Source organism: Ornithinicoccus halotolerans (assembly GCF_009602535.1).
Classification (GTDB): Bacteria; Actinomycetota; Actinomycetes; order Actinomycetales; family Dermatophilaceae; genus Ornithinicoccus; species Ornithinicoccus halotolerans.
In genome coordinates this window covers 1-19,915 of sequence record NZ_WIQI01000053.1, presented here as the reverse complement: position 1 = coordinate 19,915, position 19,915 = coordinate 1, and the positions used below count along the sequence as shown (strand labels likewise).

General features: G+C 71.7%; 17 protein-coding genes. 2 read left to right on the top strand and 15 right to left on the bottom strand.

Annotated elements, in window-relative coordinates:
• The coding region (locus tag GFJ45_RS10175) for a hypothetical protein (protein ID WP_228386825.1) at nucleotides 1-319 on the bottom strand (319 nt) is incomplete at its 3' end.
• Nucleotides 320-507: 188 nt separating this feature from the next.
• On the opposite strand from GFJ45_RS10175, the gene GFJ45_RS10170 reads away from it, so the two are divergent.
• Entirely contained in the window at nucleotides 508-2,505 is a 1,998-nt protein-coding gene (locus tag GFJ45_RS10170) for a PhoX family protein (protein ID WP_407670392.1), read from the top strand.
• A gap of 142 nt (nucleotides 2,506-2,647) precedes the next feature.
• Nucleotides 2,648-4,171, top strand: coding sequence for an asparagine synthase (glutamine-hydrolyzing) (gene asnB / locus GFJ45_RS10165; protein WP_153396801.1), 1,524 nt, complete (start codon nucleotides 2,648-2,650; stop codon nucleotides 4,169-4,171).
• A gap of 48 nt (nucleotides 4,172-4,219) precedes the next feature.
• Here the strand turns inward: asnB and GFJ45_RS10160 are convergent, their stop codons facing one another.
• From GFJ45_RS10160 to GFJ45_RS10095, 14 genes are all read right to left on the bottom strand, one after another.
• Nucleotides 4,220-5,152: a glycine betaine ABC transporter substrate-binding protein gene (locus GFJ45_RS10160; RefSeq protein WP_153396799.1), complete on the bottom strand. Its 933-nt coding sequence runs from the start codon at nucleotides 5,150-5,152 to the stop codon at nucleotides 4,220-4,222.
• A 59-nt stretch (nucleotides 5,153-5,211) separates the two neighbouring features.
• The gene (locus tag GFJ45_RS10155) at nucleotides 5,212-6,006 is read right to left on the bottom strand and encodes an ABC transporter permease (RefSeq protein ID WP_228386823.1); all 795 of its coding nucleotides are present in this window, start codon (nucleotides 6,004-6,006) and stop codon (nucleotides 5,212-5,214) included.
• Nucleotides 6,003-7,199, bottom strand: a complete 1,197-nt coding sequence (locus GFJ45_RS10150; RefSeq protein ID WP_153396797.1) for an ABC transporter ATP-binding protein — start codon at nucleotides 7,197-7,199, stop codon at nucleotides 6,003-6,005. Before GFJ45_RS10150 ends, GFJ45_RS10155 begins: the two co-directional genes overlap by 4 nt.
• Nucleotides 7,196-7,840 (bottom strand): ABC transporter permease, encoded by a 645-nt coding sequence (locus tag GFJ45_RS10145; RefSeq protein WP_153396795.1) that lies wholly within the window; start codon nucleotides 7,838-7,840, stop codon nucleotides 7,196-7,198. The genes GFJ45_RS10150 and GFJ45_RS10145 overlap by 4 nt, the downstream gene beginning before the upstream one ends.
• 120 nt (nucleotides 7,841-7,960) lie before the next feature.
• Entirely contained in the window at nucleotides 7,961-9,769 is a 1,809-nt protein-coding gene (gene glsA, locus GFJ45_RS10140; protein ID WP_153396793.1) for a glutaminase A, read from the bottom strand.
• A gap of 35 nt (nucleotides 9,770-9,804) precedes the next feature.
• The gene (locus GFJ45_RS10135; RefSeq protein WP_153396807.1) at nucleotides 9,805-10,800 is read right to left on the bottom strand and encodes a polyprenyl synthetase family protein; all 996 of its coding nucleotides are present in this window, start codon (nucleotides 10,798-10,800) and stop codon (nucleotides 9,805-9,807) included.
• Nucleotides 10,800-12,332, bottom strand: a complete 1,533-nt coding sequence (nuoN, locus tag GFJ45_RS10130; protein ID WP_153396791.1) for an NADH-quinone oxidoreductase subunit NuoN — start codon at nucleotides 12,330-12,332, stop codon at nucleotides 10,800-10,802. Before nuoN ends, GFJ45_RS10135 begins: the two co-directional genes overlap by 1 nt.
• Nucleotides 12,332-13,861: an NADH-quinone oxidoreductase subunit M gene (locus GFJ45_RS10125; RefSeq protein ID WP_153396789.1), complete on the bottom strand. Its 1,530-nt coding sequence runs from the start codon at nucleotides 13,859-13,861 to the stop codon at nucleotides 12,332-12,334. The genes nuoN and GFJ45_RS10125 overlap by 1 nt, the downstream gene beginning before the upstream one ends.
• Entirely contained in the window at nucleotides 13,861-15,813 is a 1,953-nt protein-coding gene (gene nuoL, locus GFJ45_RS10120) for an NADH-quinone oxidoreductase subunit L (protein ID WP_228386819.1), read from the bottom strand. Before nuoL ends, GFJ45_RS10125 begins: the two co-directional genes overlap by 1 nt.
• Nucleotides 15,814-15,825: 12 nt before the next feature.
• Nucleotides 15,826-16,125: an NADH-quinone oxidoreductase subunit NuoK gene (nuoK, locus tag GFJ45_RS10115; RefSeq protein ID WP_153396787.1), complete on the bottom strand. Its 300-nt coding sequence runs from the start codon at nucleotides 16,123-16,125 to the stop codon at nucleotides 15,826-15,828.
• Entirely contained in the window at nucleotides 16,122-16,952 is an 831-nt protein-coding gene (locus tag GFJ45_RS10110) for an NADH-quinone oxidoreductase subunit J (RefSeq protein WP_153396785.1), read from the bottom strand. Before GFJ45_RS10110 ends, nuoK begins: the two co-directional genes overlap by 4 nt.
• On the bottom strand, nucleotides 16,939-17,622 hold the full coding sequence (gene nuoI / locus GFJ45_RS10105) for an NADH-quinone oxidoreductase subunit NuoI (protein ID WP_153396783.1): 684 nt from the start codon (nucleotides 17,620-17,622) through the stop codon (nucleotides 16,939-16,941). Before nuoI ends, GFJ45_RS10110 begins: the two co-directional genes overlap by 14 nt.
• Nucleotides 17,615-19,024 carry an NADH-quinone oxidoreductase subunit NuoH gene (nuoH, locus tag GFJ45_RS10100; RefSeq protein WP_153396781.1) on the bottom strand — a complete coding sequence of 470 codons (1,410 nt, stop codon included), beginning with the start codon at nucleotides 19,022-19,024 and terminating at the stop codon, nucleotides 17,615-17,617. Before nuoH ends, nuoI begins: the two co-directional genes overlap by 8 nt.
• Before the next feature lie 5 nt (nucleotides 19,025-19,029).
• Nucleotides 19,030-19,915: molybdopterin dinucleotide binding domain-containing protein (locus tag GFJ45_RS10095; protein WP_153396779.1), on the bottom strand; the 886-nt coding region annotated here is incomplete at its 5' end.

The window sequence follows — 19,915 nt, the reverse complement described above, 5'->3', positions numbered from 1 at the left end:
CCTGCACCGCCCAGGCCGCCGCGGACCCGGCCACGGCGGCGAGCGCCGTCAGTGCCCACCGCCCCCAACCCGGCGGCAACGCCACCGCCAGCACCGCGACCACCGCGGCCGCGACCGCGGCCAGGCCCGCGACGGCGAGCGCGACACCGTGGGAGCCTGCGGCGGACGCGAGCCGGTCGACCCCTCCGGGCGCCCAGTGCACCGGGACCTGCTCCGGCTGTGGGAGCACCCCGGCGAGCAGCACCACGGCGAACGGCACCATCACCAGCACCCCGGCCGTGACCCGGCGGGGCGAGCGGACGAGTGACGGGCTGCTCACGCCGCCGCAGTCTAGACCTGGCCGACGGTCCGCCGCCGTGGCGCCGGAACGCCCGTCTTGACCAACCGCAGACCGGCTCGTCAACCGGCCGTCACCGACCCGTCCTCACCGTGTCACGCCGGGTTCGGACGGTGCTCGCCTGCCCACGCCACCGTGAACCCGACCTTTCCCGGCCAGACCTGAAGGACGTGACCGTGACCGCGACACCCGTGCGCCGACTGCTGCCGCTGCTGCCCACCCACCCCGGCGGCCGCAGCGCCCAGACCTGCCACTTCCGCTGCGGCGACCAGTGCGCGCAGCCGGTCCCCAACACCTCCGGCAACCGATACTTCGGTGACGTGCTCGCCGAGGGGATCTCCCGACGCTCGGTGGTCCGGGCCGGTGCGCTGGGCGCCGCGGTCGTCGGCCTGGCGAGCTGGGGGCAGGCCACCCCCGCCGCGGCGCGGCCCACCCACGCCGGCAGCCACGGGTTCACCGCCATCGACCCGGTCCCCTCCACCGTCGACGCGGTCACCGTGCCGGAGGGATACCGGTGGGAGCCGGTCGCCAGTTGGGGCGACCCGGTGCTGCCGGGGGCGCCCGCGTTCGACTTCGACGCCCAGACGCCCGAGGCGCAGCGGCAGCAGTTCGGGTACAACTGCGACTACGTCGCCGTCCTCGGGGCGGGCAACGCCGCGGGCGCCAAGGCGGTCATGGTGGTGAACCACGAGTACACCAACGACAACCTGATGTTCCGCGACTACACCGACGCGGCCGGGCTCAGCATCGAGCAGCTCGAGATCATCATGGCCGCCCACGGGATGAGCGTCGTCGAGGTGCGCCGGCAGGGCGCCCGGCGGGCGTGGCGGGTCGACCCGGCCGGACGCCGCAACCGCCGCATCCACACCCACACCGAGCTGCGGCTCGACGGCCCGGCCGCGGGATCGGAGCACCTGCGCACCAGCGCCGACCCGACCGGCACCGTGGTGCTGGGCACCCTCAACAACTGCGCCGGCGGCACCACGCCGTGGGGCACGGTGCTCTCCGGTGAGGAGAACTTCCACCAGTACTTCAACGCCACCGGCGCCGCCGACCCCGACGGCCGGCTCCGCCGCTACGGGATCACCGGCGGCGGCCGTGGCTGGGAGCGTGCCGACAGCCGGTTCCTGGTGGCCGAGGAGCCCAACGAGGTGAACCGGCACGGCTGGATCGTGGAGGTGGACCCGGAGGACCCGACCTCGGCGCCGGTGAAGCACACCGCGCTGGGCCGGTTCAAGCATGAGGGCGCGACCGTGGCGCTGGCCGCCGACGGCCGGGCGGTCGCCTACATGGGCGACGACGAGCGCTATGACTACCTGTACAAGTTCGTCTCCGCCCAGTCGATGCGCCGTGGGAACAGCGCGGCCGCCCGGCGGCACAACCTGCAGCTGCTCGCCGAGGGCGACCTCTACGTCGCCCGCTTCACCGGGGACGGCTTCGAGGACGGCGTCTACGACGGCACCGGCGAGTGGCTGCCGCTGGTGCTCGACGGGCGCTCGCAGGTGCCCGGCTTCACCGTGGCCGAGGTGCTGGTCTGGACCCGGCTGGCCGCCGACACCGTGGGCGCCACCAAGATGGACCGGCCCGAGGACGTCGAGCCCAACCCGGCCAACGGCCGGGTCTACGCGGCGCTGACCAACAACACCCGCCGCACGCCCGGGGAGATCGACGAGGCCAACCCTCGGGCCAACAACCGGTTCGGTCACGTCATCGAGATCGACCCCGACGGTGGCGACCACGCCAGCCGGACCTTCGGGTGGAACATCGTGCTGGTCTGCGGCGACCCGGAGGACCCGACGACGTACTACGCGGGGTTCGACAAGTCGGACGTGTCGCCCATCTCCTGCCCCGACAACGTGGCGTTCGACCGCGAGGGCAACCTGTGGATCTCCACCGACGGCCAGCCGGGCACGCTGGGCTACAACGACGGGCTGTTCATGATGCCCGTCGACGGCGACCAGCGCGGCAACCTGCAGCAGTTCCTCGCCGTCCCGGTCGGCGCGGAGACCTGCGGGCCGGTCATCGACCCGACCGGGCTGTCGGTGCTGGTGGCCGTGCAGCACCCCGGGGAGGTCACCGGCGCCTCGCCCGACACGGTCGTCAGCCAGTTCCCCTACCTGGGCGACGGCCAGCCGCGGCCCGGGGTCATCCACGTGGTCCCGCAGTAGCGGCGGCCACGGCCCGCGGGCCGGTCCGGTGAGCGGGGTGGACGGGTGCCGTCCACCCCGCTCGCTGTCGTCCTGGCCGCCAGGTCGTGGGTCGCCGTAGCGCGTACGGTGAGCAAAGACCGACCGACCAGGAGGGTGGAGGATGTCAGGGATAGTCGCGGCCTACGGTCCGTTCGACTCTGCCGTCGGGGAGCGGATGTTGCAGCGGTTGGCCCACCGCGGCCCGGACGGCTCGGGGACCAGGCAGGTGGGCGAGGCCTGGCTGGGCTCCCAACACCTGGCCATCGTGGACCTCGAGACCGGCGGCCAGCCGGTCTCCGGGGGCGCGGGCGACCTCTGGCTGGTCGGTGACGGCGAGATTTACAACCACCGCCGGATCCGGCAGGAGCTGGGCGCCGACCGGTTCCGGACCCGTTCCGACATGGAAGCAGCGCTTCACCTCTTCGAGGACCTCGGAGTGTCGGCCTTCGAGCGGCTCTGGGGGACGTTTGCGCTCGTGGTGGCGGGGGCGGACGGGCGCTTCGCCGTGGCGCGCGACGTGCTGGGGATCGTCCCCCTGTACTGGGCCCGCCGCGACGGGACCGTGCTGTTCGCCTCGGAGCTGAAGGCGTTCGACGAGGACTGGCGCAGCGCGGCGGAGCCGTTCCCACCCGGCCACGCGTGGACGCCCGAGGACGGGCTCGTGGCCGGGCCGGCAGCCCCCGGCGGGGCCCCGGTGCTCCTCAAGAGCCGCGCGCCGCACGAGGAGCCGCCGGCCTGGGTCTTCGACGCCCTCCGCGAGACCCTCGTGCGTGCCGTCCAGCGCCACCTGGACGTCGACGTGCCGGTGGGCATCCTGCTGTCCGGGGGCGTTGACTCCAGCATCGTCACCGCGGTCGCGGCCCGGCTGGCCGCCGAGCAGGGGCGGCCGACACTGCCGACCTTCGCGGTCGGGCTGGAGGGCAGCAGCGACCTCGCGGCCGCGCGCCGGGTCGCCGAGCACGTGGGCACGGCGCACCACGAGCTGGTGTACACCGCCGAGGACGCCATCGCGCTGGTTCCCCAGGTGATCGCCGAGCTGGAGTCCTTCGAGCCCACCCTGGTGCACAGCGCCGTCCCCAACTACCTGGTCTCCCGGCTGGCGCAGGAGCACGTGCGAGTGGTGCTCGCCGGGGAGGGGGCCGACGAGCTGTTCGCCGGCTACACGCACTACGGCCGGCACGACACCGGGGAGGCACTGCACGAGGACCTGGTCGCGACCATCGAGGGGATGCACATCGGCGGGCTGCAGCGGGTCGACCGGGTAGCCGCCGCGCACGGGCTGGAGCCCCGCCTGCCCTTCCTGGACCTGGACGTGGTCGAGCTCGCGCTGGCGCTGCCGCCGGCGTGGAAGCTCACCGGCCCTGACCGGCCGGCCAAGTGGCTGCTGCGGCGGACCTTCGACGGCTGGGTGCCCGACGAGGTCCTCTGGCGGCCCAAGGAGCAGTTCGGGCAAGGGACCGGGATGAACGAGGTGCTCCGGGCCCACTTCGAGGCGGCCGTCACCGAGCAGGAGCTGCGGCAGGAAGCCGGCCGGCTGGATCCGCCGATCCCCACCCGGGAGGCGTTGGCGTACTTCCGGATGTTCACCGAGGCGTTGCCGGGCGTGGACGCCCAGCGGACCGTGGGCCGGTGGCCCGAGGCCTGAGCCGAGCGGTCGGGAGGCCAGCGGCGGACGACCTCCCGACCGGCGCGGTCAGCCGACCAGGCCCTGCTCCTCGAGCCACTCCTCGGCCACGTCCCGGGGCTGCTCGCCATCGAGGTCGACCCGGCCGTTCAGCTCGATCATGGTCTCGTTAGTCAGCGCCTCGCTGATCGGGGCCATGATCTCCTCGATCTTCGGGTACTCGTCGAGGGTCTCCTGGCGCAGCGTCGCCGCGCCCTGGTACTCGACGAAGAAGGACTGGTCGTCCTCCAGGACCCGCAGCTCGTTGGCCACGATCCGGGCGTCGGTGGAGAACACCTCACCGAACTGGCAGTCCTCGCCGACCTGGGTGTAGACCAGGTTCAGGTCCAGCTCGACCACGTTGCTGAACTCGAAGCCGTAGGCCTCCTCGAGGCCCGGCAGCCCGTCGTCGCGCTGGATGAACTCGCTGGCCGCGCACACCGCACCCTGGTCGGGGTTCTCCTGGATGAAGGCTGCCGCGTCGGACATGGTCGTCAGTCCGTGCTCGGCGCCGAAGCTCTCCTTCACCGCGATGCGGTAGGTGTTCTCGAACGGCGCCGGCTCCAGCCAGGCGATCCCGTTCTCCGCGTCCGCCTCCTTCACCGCCGTGTAGAGGTCCTCAGGGACGTCCTCGGTGGTGTTCCCCAGGATGTTCACCCAGCCGGTGCCGGTGTAGTCCCAGTACATGTCGATCTCGTCCCGCTCCAACGCCTGCCGGACGGTGGCGCTCCCGGAGATCCCGGTCTGGTCCTCGACAGTAGCGCCGGCGTCCTCCAGCGCCACGGCGGTGATGTGCCCCAGCAGGATGGACTCGGTGAACTCCTTGGAACCGACGGTGAGCTCGGCTCCGGCGAGTGCTCCCTCGTCCTCGCCGCCGCCACCACCATCACCGCCGCAGCCGGTGAGCAGCAGCGCCAGCCCCGCCCCGGCCGTGACCAGGCCACGCATCCGTGGTGTCTGCATCTCCTCATCTCCTCTGTGTCGTGTCGTCGTGATGGAAGGGGCCGCACCCCGGTCGCGGCTCACAGCCCCCGGGGTCGCAGCAGGTCCTCGGCGATGCCGGCCAGGTAGTCGATCAACAGCGCGAGCACGGCGGTCAACGCGGCGCCCACGATCTGGATGGTGACTCGGTTGGTGGACAGTCCGGCGACGATGACGTCACCCAGGCCGCCGGCGTTGATGTAGGTCACCAGCGTGGCGGTGCCCACGTTGATGACCAGCGCGGTGCGGACCCCCGCCAGGATCACCGGGACCGCCAGCGGCAGCTCCAGTCGCCGCAGGACGGTGAACCTGGCCATGCCCATGCCCCGGCCGGCCTCCAGCACCGCCTTGTCGACCTGCTCCAGACCGACCATGGTGTTGAGCAGGACCGGGATGATCGCGTAGAGGACCAGCCCGACGATCGCCGCCCAGAACCCGAGGAAGAGGAAGACCACTGCCAGCAGCACGAGCACGGCGATGGTCGGGACCGCCTGACCCAGCGTGAGCAGCGTGATCAGGTAGGACCGGATGGGACGGGTGAACGGCCGGGTGAACACGATGCCCAGCGGCACCGCGATCAGCAGGGTCAGCACGGTGGAGACGGCGGTGAGCTGGACGTGCTCCCACAACGCACCCGTCAGGGTGGCGGCGTTGAGCGAGCGCGCCTCGATCGAGTCCAGCTCCTGCTGGGAGACGTAGACGTAGAGCACCAGGCAGGCCAGCGCCAGCACACCGGGCATGACCAGATAGCCGGCCAGGCTGCGCCGGTGGCCGGCGTGGTACTCCTCGGTCACGGCCGGCTGCGTGGTCGTGTCGTCGGAGGTGGGGGCACTCACGGGTTCTCGTCCAGTCCGGCGCGGGCCCTGCTGACGGCGGTCCGACGCATGGTCCGGACCGCGTCGGTGATCTGGTCGATGTCCACGACGCCCTGGAAGGCGCCCTGGCGGTTCACCACGATCGTGACGCTGTACCGGGCGGTGAGCAGCTCGTTCAGCGCGTCGCTCAGCGTGACCTCCGGCTCCACGACCGGCTCCGGCGGGAGCCCGACCTGATCCAGCGGGCGCCCGCCGGCGTGCCGGACGTCCTCGGCCCCGACCCAGCGCCGGGGCCGTCCGCTCTCGTCCAGCACCAGCACGGCGCTGTGGTGGGTGGCACGCAGCGCCTGCAGCGCCTCCTCGGGGGACGCGTCCACTCCGACCGTGGGCCACGGGCTGAGCTCGATGTCGGCGACCCGGCTGAGGTTCAGCCGCTTCAGCGACGCCCCGCGGCCGATGAAGCTGGCGACGAACTCGTTGGCGGGGTGCGTCAGGATCTGCTCGGGGGTGTCGTACTGGGCGATCCGGGAGCCCTCCTGCAGGATCGCGATGCGGTCTCCCATCTTGATCGCCTCGTCGATGTCGTGGGTGACGAAGACGATGGTCTTGCGTACCTCGGACTGCAGCCGCAGGAACTCGTTCTGCAGCCGGTCGCGGGTGATCGGGTCGATGGCACCGAACGGCTCGTCCATCAGCATCACCGCGGGGTCGCCGCCGAGCGCGCGGGCCACCCCGATGCGCTGCTGCTGACCACCGGAGAGCTGCTTGGGGTAGCGGTCGCGGAACGACTCGGGGGGCATGTTCACCATGCTCAGCAGCTCGTCCACGCGCTCCCTGGTGCGGTCACGGCTCCACCCGAGCAGCGTGGGGACCGTGGCGATGTTGTCCCCGACGGTCAGGTGCGGGAACAGGCCGACCTGCTGGATGACGTAGCCGATGCGCCGGCGGAGCTGGTCGGGGTCGGTCCTGGTGACGTCCTCGCCATCCAGGACGATGCGCCCGGACGTGGGCTCGATGATGCGGTTGATCATCTTCATCGTGGTCGTCTTGCCACAGCCGGAGGGCCCGACCAGGACCACGATCTCGCCCTCCCGGACGTCCATGGTCAGCTCGTCGACGGCGTTGTCATGCTGGCCCGGGAACCGCTTGCTGAGCTGGTCCAGGTGGATCATCACCCGGTCGCTGGAGGTGGAGTCGACGCTCGGACTGGTCATCGGATCCCTTCTGAGGTCGTGAGCCGGCGCACGGCGTAGAACAGCAGGTCGAACAGCACGGCCAGGACGATCACGCCGAGGGTGCCCGCCAGCACCAGGTCGACGGCCACCGGAGTGCCGACGCGGGCCAGGCCGGTGAAGATGAGCTCGCCGTAGCCGGGCCCGTTCACGATGGCTCCGATGGCTGCGATGCCCAGCAGGACGAGCGTGCTGACCCGGACCCCGGTGATGATCACCGGCCAGGCCAGCGGCAGCTCGATGCGCAGCAGGCGTTGCCGCCGGCTCAGCCCCATGCCCTGCGCGGACTCCACGACCGCCGGGTCGACCTCCCGCAGGCCGGTGATGGTGTTGCGCACGACCGGCATCAGGCCGTACATGGTCAGCGCCACCACCACCGGTGCCGTCCCCAGCCCGAGCGGGCCCAGCAGCAGGATGAACAGGGCGAAGGAGGGGATGGTCAGGAAGGCGCCGGTCACGGCCAACACCGCTTCCCGTGCCCGTTCTCGCTGGTAGCTGGCCACCCCGAGCGAGACACCCAGCACGGTGGCCAGCAGCACCGACAGGCCGACGACGCCGGCGTGGCCCAGCCCCAGCTCCAGCATGTCGTCGCTGCGCCGCACCAGGAAGTCGACGAAGTCCACTGGGCCTCCTCGGGTCGCGGGCGTCGGGCGGATGGTGCGTTCGTCACTGTAGTGGCGGGTCGGCTCGGGAGCCGGGACCTGCCCGGCTGAGGCCAGCCGCTCCCTGGTGCTCGGGGCGCGTCAGTCCCGGATCCGGACGGCGACCTCCCGCAGGTACTGGTCCACCCGGGTGTAGGCATCGCGGGTCAGCGCTCGCCACAGCTCCACCGCCAGCCGCGGGTCCTCCTGCTGCAGCCCCTCGATGGCCTCCGCCGTGAGCACCATCAGCTCGACCGGGCCCTGTGCCTTCTCGGTGGTCTCCTGCCGGTCCTCGCTGCCCAGGGCGAGCTCCCCGAAGGTCATGCCGGCTCGCAGCGTGCTCAGCTGGACCCGACGGCCCTGCGGGTCGGTGGTGATGGTGTTGATCTTGCCGGAGACGATGAAGTAGACACCGCCGAAGCGCTGGCCGACGCGGCGGACGATGTCCCCGTCGGCGTAGCGGCGCAGCTCCATCCGGGCGGTCAACGCGGCGGTGTCCTCCGGGCTCAGCGGGGACAGCGCGGGGGAGGCAGCCGGGGGCACGACGGCCGGACGCTCCAGGTGGCCGCCGTGGCGGGCCAGCAGCACGTCCTCGCAGTACTCGACGGCGGCGGCCCGGGTGTCGAACGCCGGCACCTCCTCCGGTGTGGCGACACCGTCCAGCAGGCCGGCTCGGTCCACCAGCAGCAGCTGCCGGCCCGCGCCGCTGAGCTGCTCGGCGAGCTGACCCAGCATGGTGACGGCGTACCGGCTCACCTCGTCGACGCGCCTGAGGTCCAGCACGACGAGCTCAACGTCGTCCTGCAGGGCGCTGACCTCCCGGACCATGGACTCTGCGCCGGCGAAGAGCAGGTCCCCGCTGAGCTCGACGACACGGGCCCGGTGGCCGTGCTCGTGCAGCAGCGCGGTCGCCTCGGCGCCGCGCCGGATGCGGGAGGGGGCATCGGTGACCGAGTACTGGGAGTGCACGGCCGAGCGCCCGGCGCGCGCGGACTGCACGAAGTGCATCTCCATGTCGAGCGAGAGCCGCTCGCAGGTGGCGGTGCCGCGGACGCTGCCTCCGTGGGCGTCCAGCGGCGGGGAGAACACCGCCACGCCGGCCTGGCCGGGCAGCACGGCGAGGGTGCCGCCGCCGACCCCGGACTTGGCCGGCATCCCCACGTTGCTGGCCCAGGCCCCGGCGTCGTCGTACATGCCTGAGGTCATCATCACCGAGAGCACCCGCTTGACCGCCTCCAGGTCGAGGGCCTCGGCCCCGGTCAGCGGGTTGGTCCCCCAGTTGGCCAGGGTCGCGGCCATGATCGACAAGTCCCGACAGGTGACCTGAACGCTGCACTGCTGCAGGTAGGTGGACAGCGTGGCCGTCGGGTCCCGCTCGATGATGCCGAACGACTTCAGCAGGTAGGCCAGCGCGTGGTTGCGGTCACTGTTGCGCATCTCGGCGGCGTGGACCCGGTCGTCCACGGCGAGGTCGCGGCCGGCGAAGGCAGAGTAGGTGTCCACGATCCGCCGGATCGCCGACCGCCCGCCGGACCCCTTGATGAGCGAGACGACGGCCAGGGCGCCGGTGTTGATCATCGGGTTGGCCGGGCGGCCGGTGCCGGGGGCCAGCGAGATCTCGTTGAACGGGTCGCCGGACGGCTCCACGTCCACCTTCTCGTCCACGGCGGCCGCGCCCAGGTCCGCCAGCGCCAGGCCGTAGCTGAGCGCCTTGGAGATGGACTGCAGCGAGAACAGCTTGCTGGTCGTCCCCACCTCGTAGACGTGACCGTCCACGGTGGCCAGGCAGATCCCGAAGTCGTCCGGGTCGATCTGCGTCCCGGGGGGCCCGACGGTGTACGGGACACCGTCGCGCAGACCGGCGATGTCGTCATGCAGCGAGCGCAGGTAGCGGTCGATCGGCGACTCCATGGCAGGAGCGTATGGGGCAGCACCGCCGTGGTGGCTCAGGCGGAGCGCAGCGCGACGCCCTCCACGAGGCGGTCCAGCGCGTCGACCGCCGGACCCGGCGGAAGCGAGGCCAGCAGGCCGCGGGCCTCCTGGGCCAGCTCGACGGTGCGCTGCCGGGCTTGCGCCATGGCAGGGTGCTCGCGCAGCAGCGCCAGCGCTTCCGGCACGTCCTCGGCCGCGACCGGCCCCGCGAGCAGCTCGCGCAGCCGGGCGTCCTCGGGGTCCTGGGAGCTGCGGGCGTAGAGCACCGGCAGCGTGGCCTTGCCCTCGCGCAGGTCGGTGCCGGGGGTCTTGCCGGAGTCGCCGGACTCGCTGGCCACGTCGAGCAGGTCGTCGGCGAGCTGGAACACCACGCCGAGCCGCTCGCCGAAGTCGGTCAGCGTGGCCACGGCCGCCTCGTCCCCGCCGCCGAGCAGGGCGCCGTAGCGCGCGGCCGTGGCGATGAGGGCACCGGTCTTGTCCGCGAGGACCTGCAGGTAGGAGGCGACCGGGTCCTGCCCCTCGGCCGGGCCGCGCTCGTCACGGATCTGCCCGGCGCACAGCCGCACGAAGGTCTCGGCCTGGATCCGGACCGCCTCCGCGCCCAGCTCGGCGATCACCCGCGAGGCGGTGCCGAAGAGCAGGTCGCCGACGAGGATCGCGGTGGAGTTGCCGTAGCGCACGTTTGCGCTCGCCACCCCGCGCCGCAGCTCGGCGTCATCCATGACGTCGTCGTGGTAGAGCGAGGCCAGGTGGGTCAGCTCCACCCCGACCGCCGCCTCGACGACGCGGTCGTCGGCGTCCCCGGCGGCCTCGGCGCACAGCAGCGTCAGCAGCGGCCGGAACCGCTTGCCGCCGGCGTTGACGAGGTAGCCGCCGGCCTCGGCGATGAACGGGTCGTCGTGGTCCACGACCTCCCGTAGCCGGGCGTCGACCGCGGCCAGCCCGTCCGCCAGCCGGGCCTCCAGGCCCGCGTCGATCTCCGGCAGGCCGGTGGCCGGGCGGGAGCGGATCACCGGACGAACTGGGTGGCGCTCTGGGCGAGCTCCAGCATCGGGGCGGGCAGGACGCCCAGCCCCAGCGTCACCACCACACCGGTCACCACCGCGAAGGTGGTCAGCGCGGACGGCGTCACCACGACCGTGTCACCGGGCTGGTCACCGAAGTACATCGCGACGATGAGTCGCACGTAGATGTAGGCGGTGACGGCGCTGGCGAGCACGCCGACGACCACCAGCCACCAGCCACCGGTCGCGACCGCGGCCGAGAACACGGCGAACTTGCCGGTGAAGCCGGAGGTCAGCGGGATGCCCGCGAAGGCGAGCAGCAGGAAGGAGAAGCCTGCTGCGACCCACGGGCTGCGCTGGGCCAGCCCGGCCCACTGGCTCACGTGGGTGGCCTCGGTACCGCCCGAGCGCACCAGGCTGATCAGCGCGAACGCGGGGATGGTCATGAAGCCGTAGGCGGCCAGGTAGAAGACGGTGCTGGAGATGCCGGCCGCGTCCATGGCGAGCACCCCGACCAGGATGAAGCCGGCGTGGGCGATGGAGGAGTAGGCCAGGATCCGCTTGACGTCGGTCTGGGTGACCGCCATGACCGCGCCCACCACCATGGTCAGCACGGCGACGGCCGCCACGACCGGCTGCCACTCCAGCCGGGCGCCCTCGACCGCGACGTAGAACACCCGCAGCGCGGCGCCGAAGGCCGCCACCTTGGTGCAGGCCGCCATGAAGCCGGTCACCGGGGTGGGGGCGCCCTGGTAGACGTCCGGCGTCCAGGCGTGGAACGGCACGGCGCTGACCTTGAACAGCAGCCCGACCGCGAGCAGCAGCACACCCGGCACCAGCAGCCCGTCCATCCCGGCGCGGGTGCTGACCGCCTCGGCGATGGCGTCCAGCCGCATCGAGCCGGCGTAGCCGTACAGCAGCGTGACGCCGAACAGGAAGAAGGCGCTGGAGAACGCCCCGAGCAGGAAGTACTTCAGCGACGCCTCCTGCGACAGCAGCCGCCGCCGGCGCGCCAGGCCGCACAGGACGTACAGCGGCAGCGACAGCACCTCCAGGGCGATGAACATCACCAGCAGGTCGTTGGCCGCGGGAAACAGCAGCATGCCCGCGACCGAGAACAGCGTCAGCGGGTACACCTCGGTGGTGGTGGCGCCCAGCCGGGTCGCCTCGGCCTCGTCCGCCGATCCGGGCACGGACATGCCGGCCTGGGTGAACGCGTCCGGCTGGGAGCCGCCGAGCCGCTCGCTCATCACCAGCAGCCCGACGATCGCCAGCACCAGCACCAGGCCCTGCACCAGCAGCGCGGGCCCGTCGATGGCCACCGCGCCGGCTGCCGTGGTGCCGGTGCGGTCGGTGCTCACGGTCGCCAGCGCGACCAGCGCCGCGAGCAGGGTGCCCACGGCCACCGGCAGCTGCACGCCGTACCGGCGGGTCCGGTGCAGCACGCCCTCCAGGGTGCAGCCGACCAGGCCACCCACGATGACGATGATCAGCGGCAGCAGCGCCAGGTAGTCGATCTCCGGTGCGGTGAACGTCATCAGCGGTCACTCCCCTCGGCGGCGGGCACCGGTTCGGACACCCCGACCTCCTGCAGCGTTGACTGGATCGCCGGCTCGAGCAGGTCGATCACCGGCCTGGGGTAGAAGCCGAGCGCCAGGAAGGCGGCGATCAGCGGGGCGACCACGACCTTCTCCCGCATCGACATGTCCCGGGCGGTGGCCGCGCCGGCAGGGTGGGCCTCCGGCAGTGGCCCGGTGGCGACCTTCTTGTACCAGAGCAGGATGTAGACGGCGGCCAGGATCACACCCAGGGCGGCGATCACCGCCGCGACCGGGTAGCGCTGGAACGAGCCGACGATGACCATGAACTCGGACACGAACGAGTTCAGCCCCGGCAGCGACAGCCCGGACAGCCCGGCCACCAGCAGCGAGCCGGCGATGACGGGCGTGACCCGCTGCCAGCCGCCGTAGGCGGCGATCTCCCGGGAGCCGCCGCGGGCGATGAGCATCCCGGCGATGAGGAACAGCGCGGCCGTGGTGAAGCCGTGGTTGACCATGTACAGCGACGCGCCGGTCCCGCTCACCTGCGTCATCGCGAAGATGCCCAGGATGATGAAGCCGAAGTGGCTCACCGAGGTGTAGGCGATCAGCCGCAGCATGTCGGTCTGCCCGACCGCCAGCACGGCACCGTAGAGCACCGAGATCACCGCGAGCGTGATCACCACCGGGGTGGCCCACTGGCTCGCCTCCGGGAACAGCCGCAGGCAGAACCGGAGCATGCCGAAGGTGCCCACCTTGTCCAGCACGCCGACCAGCAGCACCGCCGTCGCGGGTCGGGACTCGCTGGCCGCGAGCGGCAGCCAGGTGTGCACCGGCCACAACGGGGCCTTGATCGCGAAGGCGATGAAGAAGCCGAGGAAGAGCAGCGCCTCGGTGGTGCCGCCGATCTGCAGGCCGGTGAGCCGCTCCAGCAGGAAGCCGTCGCTGCCGCCGGGGCCCTGCAGGTACAGGGCGATGACGGCGACCAGCATGATCAGCCCGCCGGCCAGCGAGTACAGCAGGAAGGTCATCGCCGCGCGGGCGCGGTCCGGACCGCCGAACTGGCCGATCAGGAAGTAGACCGGGACCAGCATGGCCTCGAAGAAGACGTAGAACAGGAACACGTCGGTGGCCGCGAACACGCCGACCATGAACGCCTCGAGCAGCAGCATCCAGGCGAAGTAGGACTGCTGTCGGCGGCCGGCGGCCGGCACGTCCTCCCAGGCTGCCACCAGGCAGACGGGCACCAGGATCGTGCCCAGCAGGATCATCGCCATGCCCAGGCCGTCCACGCCGAGGGCGAAGGAGACCCCGAACTGCGGGATCCAGGGGTAGGTCTCGGTGAGCTGGAAGCCGCCCTCGGAACCGGCGAACGACCCGAGCGTGCCGAAGGCCACCAGCAGCGTCAGCAGCGAGAAACCAAGTGCGACCTCCCTCGCCCGGGCGAACCCCCGGGGGAGCAGGGCGACCACGGCGGCGCCGACCACCGGCACCAGCAGCAGGGTCGTCAACCACGGGAAGTCGGTCATCACTGCATCACCCACATGGCACCGAGGACGGCGACGACGCCAGCCAGCATCGTCATGGCGTAGCTGCGCACGAACCCGGACTGGGTGCGCCGCAGCAGGGAGGACAGGCCGCTGACGCTGCGGACGGTGCCGCCGACGAGCCCGCCGTGGACCACGTCGCGCTCACCAGTGACCAGGCCGGTCATCACCGCCTCACCGGGGACCCGGACGAACACCTCGTTGGCGTCGTCCTGGAACAGGTCGCGGCGGGCCGCGCGGGTCGCGACCGACCCGGCCGGGGCGGTCACCGGCACCTCGTCGCGCCAGTACATCCACCAGGCCAGCGCGACACCGGCGACCATCAGCACGAACACCGACAGCTGGATCGCCAGCAGCGGGATCGCCGGCTCGGCGCCCTCCACGTGCCCGAAGACCGGGTCCAGCCAGGAGGTGAGCACCCCTGTCGGGTAGAGGAGCACACCGAGCAGCACCGAGCCGACGGCGAGCACGACCATCGGGACGGTCATCGTCAGCGGTGACTCGTGCGGGTGGGCGTCGTCGTGCCACCGGGCCTTGCCGTGGAAGGTCATGAAGAACAGCCGCGACATGTAGAAGGCGGTGATCCCGGCGCCCAGCAGCGCCACGCTGCCGAACACCCAGCCCTGCCAGCCCTCGGCGGAGAAGGCGGCCTCGATGATGTGGTCCTTGGACCACCAGCCGGAGAAGAACGGGAAGCCGATGATCGCCAGCCAGCCGGCCCCGAAGGTCAGCCAGGTGATCCGCATCGTGCCCGACAGCGCCCCGAACCGGCGCATGTCGACCCGGTCGTCCATCCCGTGCATCACCGAGCCGGCACCGAGGAACATCCCGGCCTTGAAGAAGCCGTGGGTGAGCAGGTGGAAGATCGCGTAGGCGTAGCCGAGCGGGCCCAGCCCGACCGCCAGCATCATGTAGCCGATCTGGGACATGGTCGAGGCGGCCAGCGCCTTCTTGATGTCGTCCTTGGCGCAGCCGACGATCGCCCCGTAGAGGAGGGTGACCGCGCCGACGACGGCCACCGCGAGCCGGGCGTCCGGGGTCAGGTCGTAGATGGCCTGGCTGCGGGCGACCAGGTACACGCCGGCGGTGACCATGGTCGCGGCGTGGATGAGGGCCGAGACGGGCGTCGGGCCGGCCATGGCGTCGCCGAGCCAGCTCTGCAGCGGGAACTGGGCGGACTTGCCGCAGGCGCCCAGCAGCAGCAGCAGCCCGATCGCGGTCAGCGTGCCGCCGGACAGGTTGCCGGCCTGGCCGTGGACCGTGGCGTAGTCCAGCGCGCCCAGGTGGGCGACCATCAGCGCCATCGCGATGATCAGGCCGAAGTCACCGATCCGGTTGACGATGAAGGCCTTGTTGGCCGCCGTCGCGTACGCGGGGTTGTGGTTCCAGAAGCCGATCAGCAGGTAGGAGGCCAGGCCGACGCCCTCCCAGCCGACGAAGAGCAGCACGTAGGAGTCGGCGAGCACCAGGATCAGCATCGCCGCCACGAACAGGTTCAGGTAGGCGAAGAACCGGCGCCGGTCGGGGTCGTGCTCCATGTAGCCCAGCGAGTAGACGTGGATCAGCGAGCCGACGAAGGTGATGAGCAGCACGAACGCCATCGACAGCGGGTCGATGAGCAGCCCGGCCGACATGTCGATCGAGCCGACGCTCATCCAGTCCCACAGCGGTAGCTGCAGCGCCCGCTCCTCGGGGGCGTGCCCGACCAGCTGGACGGTGATGGCGGCCCCGACGACGAAGCTGCCCCACGACAGCGCGACCGCGAGCAGCGGGCCCCAGCGGTCGGTCGCCCGGCCCCCCAGGAGCAGGACGGCGGCGCCCAGCAGCGGCAACGCGATCAGCAGCCAGCCCACCGACGCCACGCCGCCGGCGGCAGCCGGGCCGGCGCCGGGCGCGGACAGCGCGAGGCTCACCGAGGTCTCAAGCAGGGACACGCGGCTTGCTCCTTACAGCTTCAGCAGGTTGGCGTCGTCGACCGAGGCCGAGCGTCGCGCACGGAAGATGGACATGATGATCGCCAGTCCGACGACGACCTCCGCGGCGGCGACGACCATGACGAACAGGGCGTAGACCTGCCCGTCGAGGGTGCCGTGCATGCGTGCGAAGGTCACCAGCGCCAGGTTGCAGGCGTTGAGCATCAGCTCGACGCCCATGAAGACCACGATGGTGTTGCGCCGGGTCAGCACCACGAGGGAGCCGACGGCGAACAGCACGGTCGCCAGGTAGATGTACCAGACCAGGCTCATCGCCGGCTGCCCTCCTCGATCTCACCCGGACGGGCCTTGGAGGTGCGCTCCACCTCGGACTCCTCGTCGGCGTCCTGGCCTTCGATGGCGTCGTAGGCGGCGTCGCTGACCCGCCGGTACGGCTGCGGGGGCGACACCTGGTCGCGCGCCACCAGCACCCGCGGCACCGACTCCTCCACCGGGGTGCCGTCCGGCAGCAGCGCCGGGGTGTCGGCGGCGTTGTGCCGGGCGTAGACGCCGGGGGCCGGCTTGCCGGCCAGCCACTTGCCGGACCGGATCCGTTCGTTGGCCATCTCCCGCTGCGTGATGCGCGGCGTGAGCTGCTCGCGGTGGGCCAGCACCATCGCACCCATCACGGCGATCACCAGCAGCGCGGCCAGCATCTCGAAGCCGAACACCTGCCGCTCGAAGATCTCCCGGGCCAGTCCGGTGACCGCGCCCTCGGCCTGCACCTGCTCCAGCCCCACGGGGGCCGGGAAGGTCACCCGGGACACCGCCAGCGCGGCCAGGCCGACGAAGCCGAGCGCCAGCAGCCAGCCCCAGATCCGCTGCCCAGGCAGCGTCTCCACGAGGGAGTCGGAGGAGTCGACGCCGATGAGCATGACCACGAAGAGGAACAGCATCATCACGGCGCCGGAGTAGACGAAGATCTGGATGATCCCGACGAACTCGGCGTGCTGGGCCACGTAGAAGATGCCCAGCGACACCATGACCAGCGCCATCGACAGGGCCGCGTGCACCGCCTTGCGGGCGAACAGCAGCCCGAGGGCGGCCAGCACCGTGGCGGGGGCGAGCACCCAGAAGAGCACCGCCTCACCGCCGCTCATGGGCGACCTCCTCCTGGGTGTGCACGTCACGGATCTCCCGCGCCTGCGGGAGCTCGGTCGGCTGCTCGGGCACCTCGTCCTGGGACTCGCCGGACTCGCGCCCGCGCACGTGCTCCCGCTGCTCCTCCGTGGGCCCGGTGACCCGACCGAGGTAGTAGTCGCGCTCGCCCATGCCCTCGGCCATGGGGAACGGCGGCGGCAGCATGCCCTCCTTCAGCGGTGCCAGCAGCTGGTGCTTCTCGTAGATCAGCGGGGCCCGCTGGGGGTCGGCCAGCTCGTACTCGTTGGTCATCGTCAGCGCGCGCGTCGGGCAGGCCTCGATGCACAGCCCGCAGAAGATGCACCGCAGGTAGTTGATCTGGTACACCCGGCCGTACCGCTCCCCCGGGGAGAACCGGGCCTCGTCGGTGTTGTCTGCGCCCTCGACGTAGATGGCGTCGGCGGGGCAGGCCCAGGCGCAGAGCTCGCAGCCGACGCACTTCTCCAGCCCGTCGGGGTGGCGGTTGAGCTGGTGGCGGCCGTGGAACCGCGGCTGGGTCGGGCGGGGCTTCTCCGGGTACTCCTGGGTCGCCACCTTGCGGAACATGGTGCCGAACGAGACACCGAATCCCGCCACGGGGGCGAACAGGTCGGAGAAGAAGCCCTGCTTCTTCTCGTCGGGCTCAGCCACGGGTGTCCTCCGGGGTGTCGGGGTCGTTCTCTGCGGTCGGCTCACCGGCCGGGCGGGCGGTGGTCGTGACGGTCACCGGCTCCTCGCCGATGGCCCGGGGACGCTCCACGAGGGTCTGCCCCGGTAGCGGCGGCACCGGGTGACCCTGCGCGAACGGGTCGACCTCCGTCGGGGTGCGACGGGCGGCCAGCTTGGCCTCCTTGGCGTCGGCCAGCTTCTTGTCCAGCAGCAGCAGCCCGCCCACGATAGACCCGCCGACCAGGACCAGCGTGATCGGCAGCGCCCAGCGGCCCTCACCGAAGTAGCCGACCTGCGCCGAGCGGATCAGCGCGATCGCGACGACCCACACCAGCGAGGCGGGGATCATCACCTTCCAGCCGAACTTCATGAACTGGTCGTAGCGCACCCGCGGGAGCGAGCCGCGCAGCCAGACGTAGACGAAGATGAACATCCACATCTTGGCGGTGAACCACAGCACGCCCCACCAGCCCTGGTTGAGCATGCCGTCGTTGATCGCCGCGATCCCCGGGGGCGCCTGCCAGCCGCCCAGGAACAACGTGGTGGCCAGGCCGGCGACGGTGAACATGTTGATGTACTCGCCGAGGAAGAACATGGCGAACTTCATCGAGGAGTACTCGGTGTGGAAGCCGCCACCGAGCTCGCCCTCGCCCTCGGCCAGGTCGAACGGCAGCCGGTTGGTCTCGCCCACCATCGTGATGATGTAGACGACGAAGGAGAAGAACAGCGGCACGACGTACCACAGGCTGCTCTGGGCAGCCACGATCTGGCTGGTCGACATGGAGCCGGCGTAGAGGAACACCGCGACCAGCGCCAGCCCCATCGCGATCTCGTAGGAGATCACCTGCGCGGTGGAGCGGAGCCCGCCGAGCAGCGGGTAGGTGGACCCGGAGGACCAGCCGGCCAGGACGAACCCGTAGGCGCCGACACCGGCGACCGCCAGCACCAGCAGCGTCGCCACGGGGGTGTCGGTCAGCTGTAGCGGCGTGGTGTGGCCGAACATCTCGACCTCGCCGCCGATCGGGATGATGGCGAACGACACGAACGCGAGCGCGCCGACGAGGAAGGGGGCGATCACGTACATCACCCGGTCGGCGTCCCGGGGGGTGACGTCCTCCTTCATCATCAGCTTCAGCCCGTCGGCCAGCGTCTGCAGCAGGCCCAGCGGGCCGAACCGGTTGGGACCGGGCCGCTGCTGCATCCGGCCGATGACGCGCCGCTCGAACCAGATGACGATGAGCACCTGCACCAGCAGGTAGACGAACACCATGTGGGCCTTGACCATCGACAGCCACCACGGGGTGTCGCTGAAGTCGGCCGCCGGGTTGTCCTCGAGCAGGATCGGCGCGCCGGTGAACAGGTCACCGGCCAAGCTGGCCTCCATGAGGCTCATTCCTCACCTCCGGTGGCGCCGGCCCGTAGCTGCACCACGGCGCCGGCGTCGACCCCCAGGGTGGCCCGTACGGCCGACCCCGGGGAGTTGGTCGGGAGCCAGACCACGTGGTCGGGCATGTCCTTGGTCAGCTGGGCCGGCAGCGTGATGCTGCCGGCGGCGGTGCTGACGGTCACCGGGTCGCCCTCGGCCACCCCGGCCGACTGGGCGGTCACGGCCGACAGCCGCGCCACCGTGCGCGGCGCGGTCCCGGCCAGGAACGGCTCGCCGTCCTGCAGCGACCCCTCGTCGAGCAGGTGGTGCCAGGTGGCCAGCACCGCCTCGCCCGGGCCGGGGCGCGCCGGCTCGGCCGGCTCCGCCTGCGGGGCCGGCTGCCTGCCGTCCCACCGGCCGATCTCGGCCAGCTGCTGCCGGACCCGCACGTAGCTGCCGGTGTCCAGCGGGCTGCCCATCGCGGCGGCCAGCCGGTCCAGCACGACGTGGTCACTGTGGAGCTCGGTGCCCAGCGCCTGGTCGAAGCGCCGCTCGCGGCCCTCCCAGTCCAGGAAGGTCCCGGGCTTCTCCTGCTGCGGCGCGACCGGCAGGATCACGTCCGCGTACTCGTGGACCGGGCTCTCGCGGATCTCGAGGGAGACCACGAACGCCCGCTCCAGCCCGGCCCGGGCGGTCGCCGGGTCGGGCAGGTCGTCGGGGTCCACGCCGGCCACGACCAGGGCGGACAGCTCGCCGCGTGCGGCGGCGGCCAGCATCGCGCCGGTGTCGCGACCCGGCTCCACCGGCAGCCCGGTCCCCCACGCCCGTGCCAGTGCATGGAGGGCCGGCACGTCTTCGAGCACCTGACCGTGGCCGAGAACCTGGTCGCGGGCTGCTACACCAACGCCT

Coding starts and splice junctions, on each gene's coding strand:
- asnB (WP_153396801.1), top strand. CDS start 2,648: ATGTCAGGGATAGTCGCGGCCTACGGTCCGTTCGACTCTGCCGTCGGG.
- GFJ45_RS10160 (WP_153396799.1), bottom strand. CDS start 5,152: ATGCAGACACCACGGATGCGTGGCCTGGTCACGGCCGGGGCGGGGCTG.
- GFJ45_RS10150 (WP_153396797.1), bottom strand. CDS start 7,199: ATGACCAGTCCGAGCGTCGACTCCACCTCCAGCGACCGGGTGATGATC.
- glsA (WP_153396793.1), bottom strand. CDS start 9,769: ATGGAGTCGCCGATCGACCGCTACCTGCGCTCGCTGCATGACGACATC.
- nuoN (WP_153396791.1), bottom strand. CDS start 12,332: ATGACGTTCACCGCACCGGAGATCGACTACCTGGCGCTGCTGCCGCTG.
- GFJ45_RS10125 (WP_153396789.1), bottom strand. CDS start 13,861: ATGACCGACTTCCCGTGGTTGACGACCCTGCTGCTGGTGCCGGTGGTC.
- nuoK (WP_153396787.1), bottom strand. CDS start 16,125: ATGAGCCTGGTCTGGTACATCTACCTGGCGACCGTGCTGTTCGCCGTC.
- GFJ45_RS10110 (WP_153396785.1), bottom strand. CDS start 16,952: ATGAGCGGCGGTGAGGCGGTGCTCTTCTGGGTGCTCGCCCCCGCCACG.
- nuoH (WP_153396781.1), bottom strand. CDS start 19,024: ATGGAGGCCAGCTTGGCCGGTGACCTGTTCACCGGCGCGCCGATCCTG.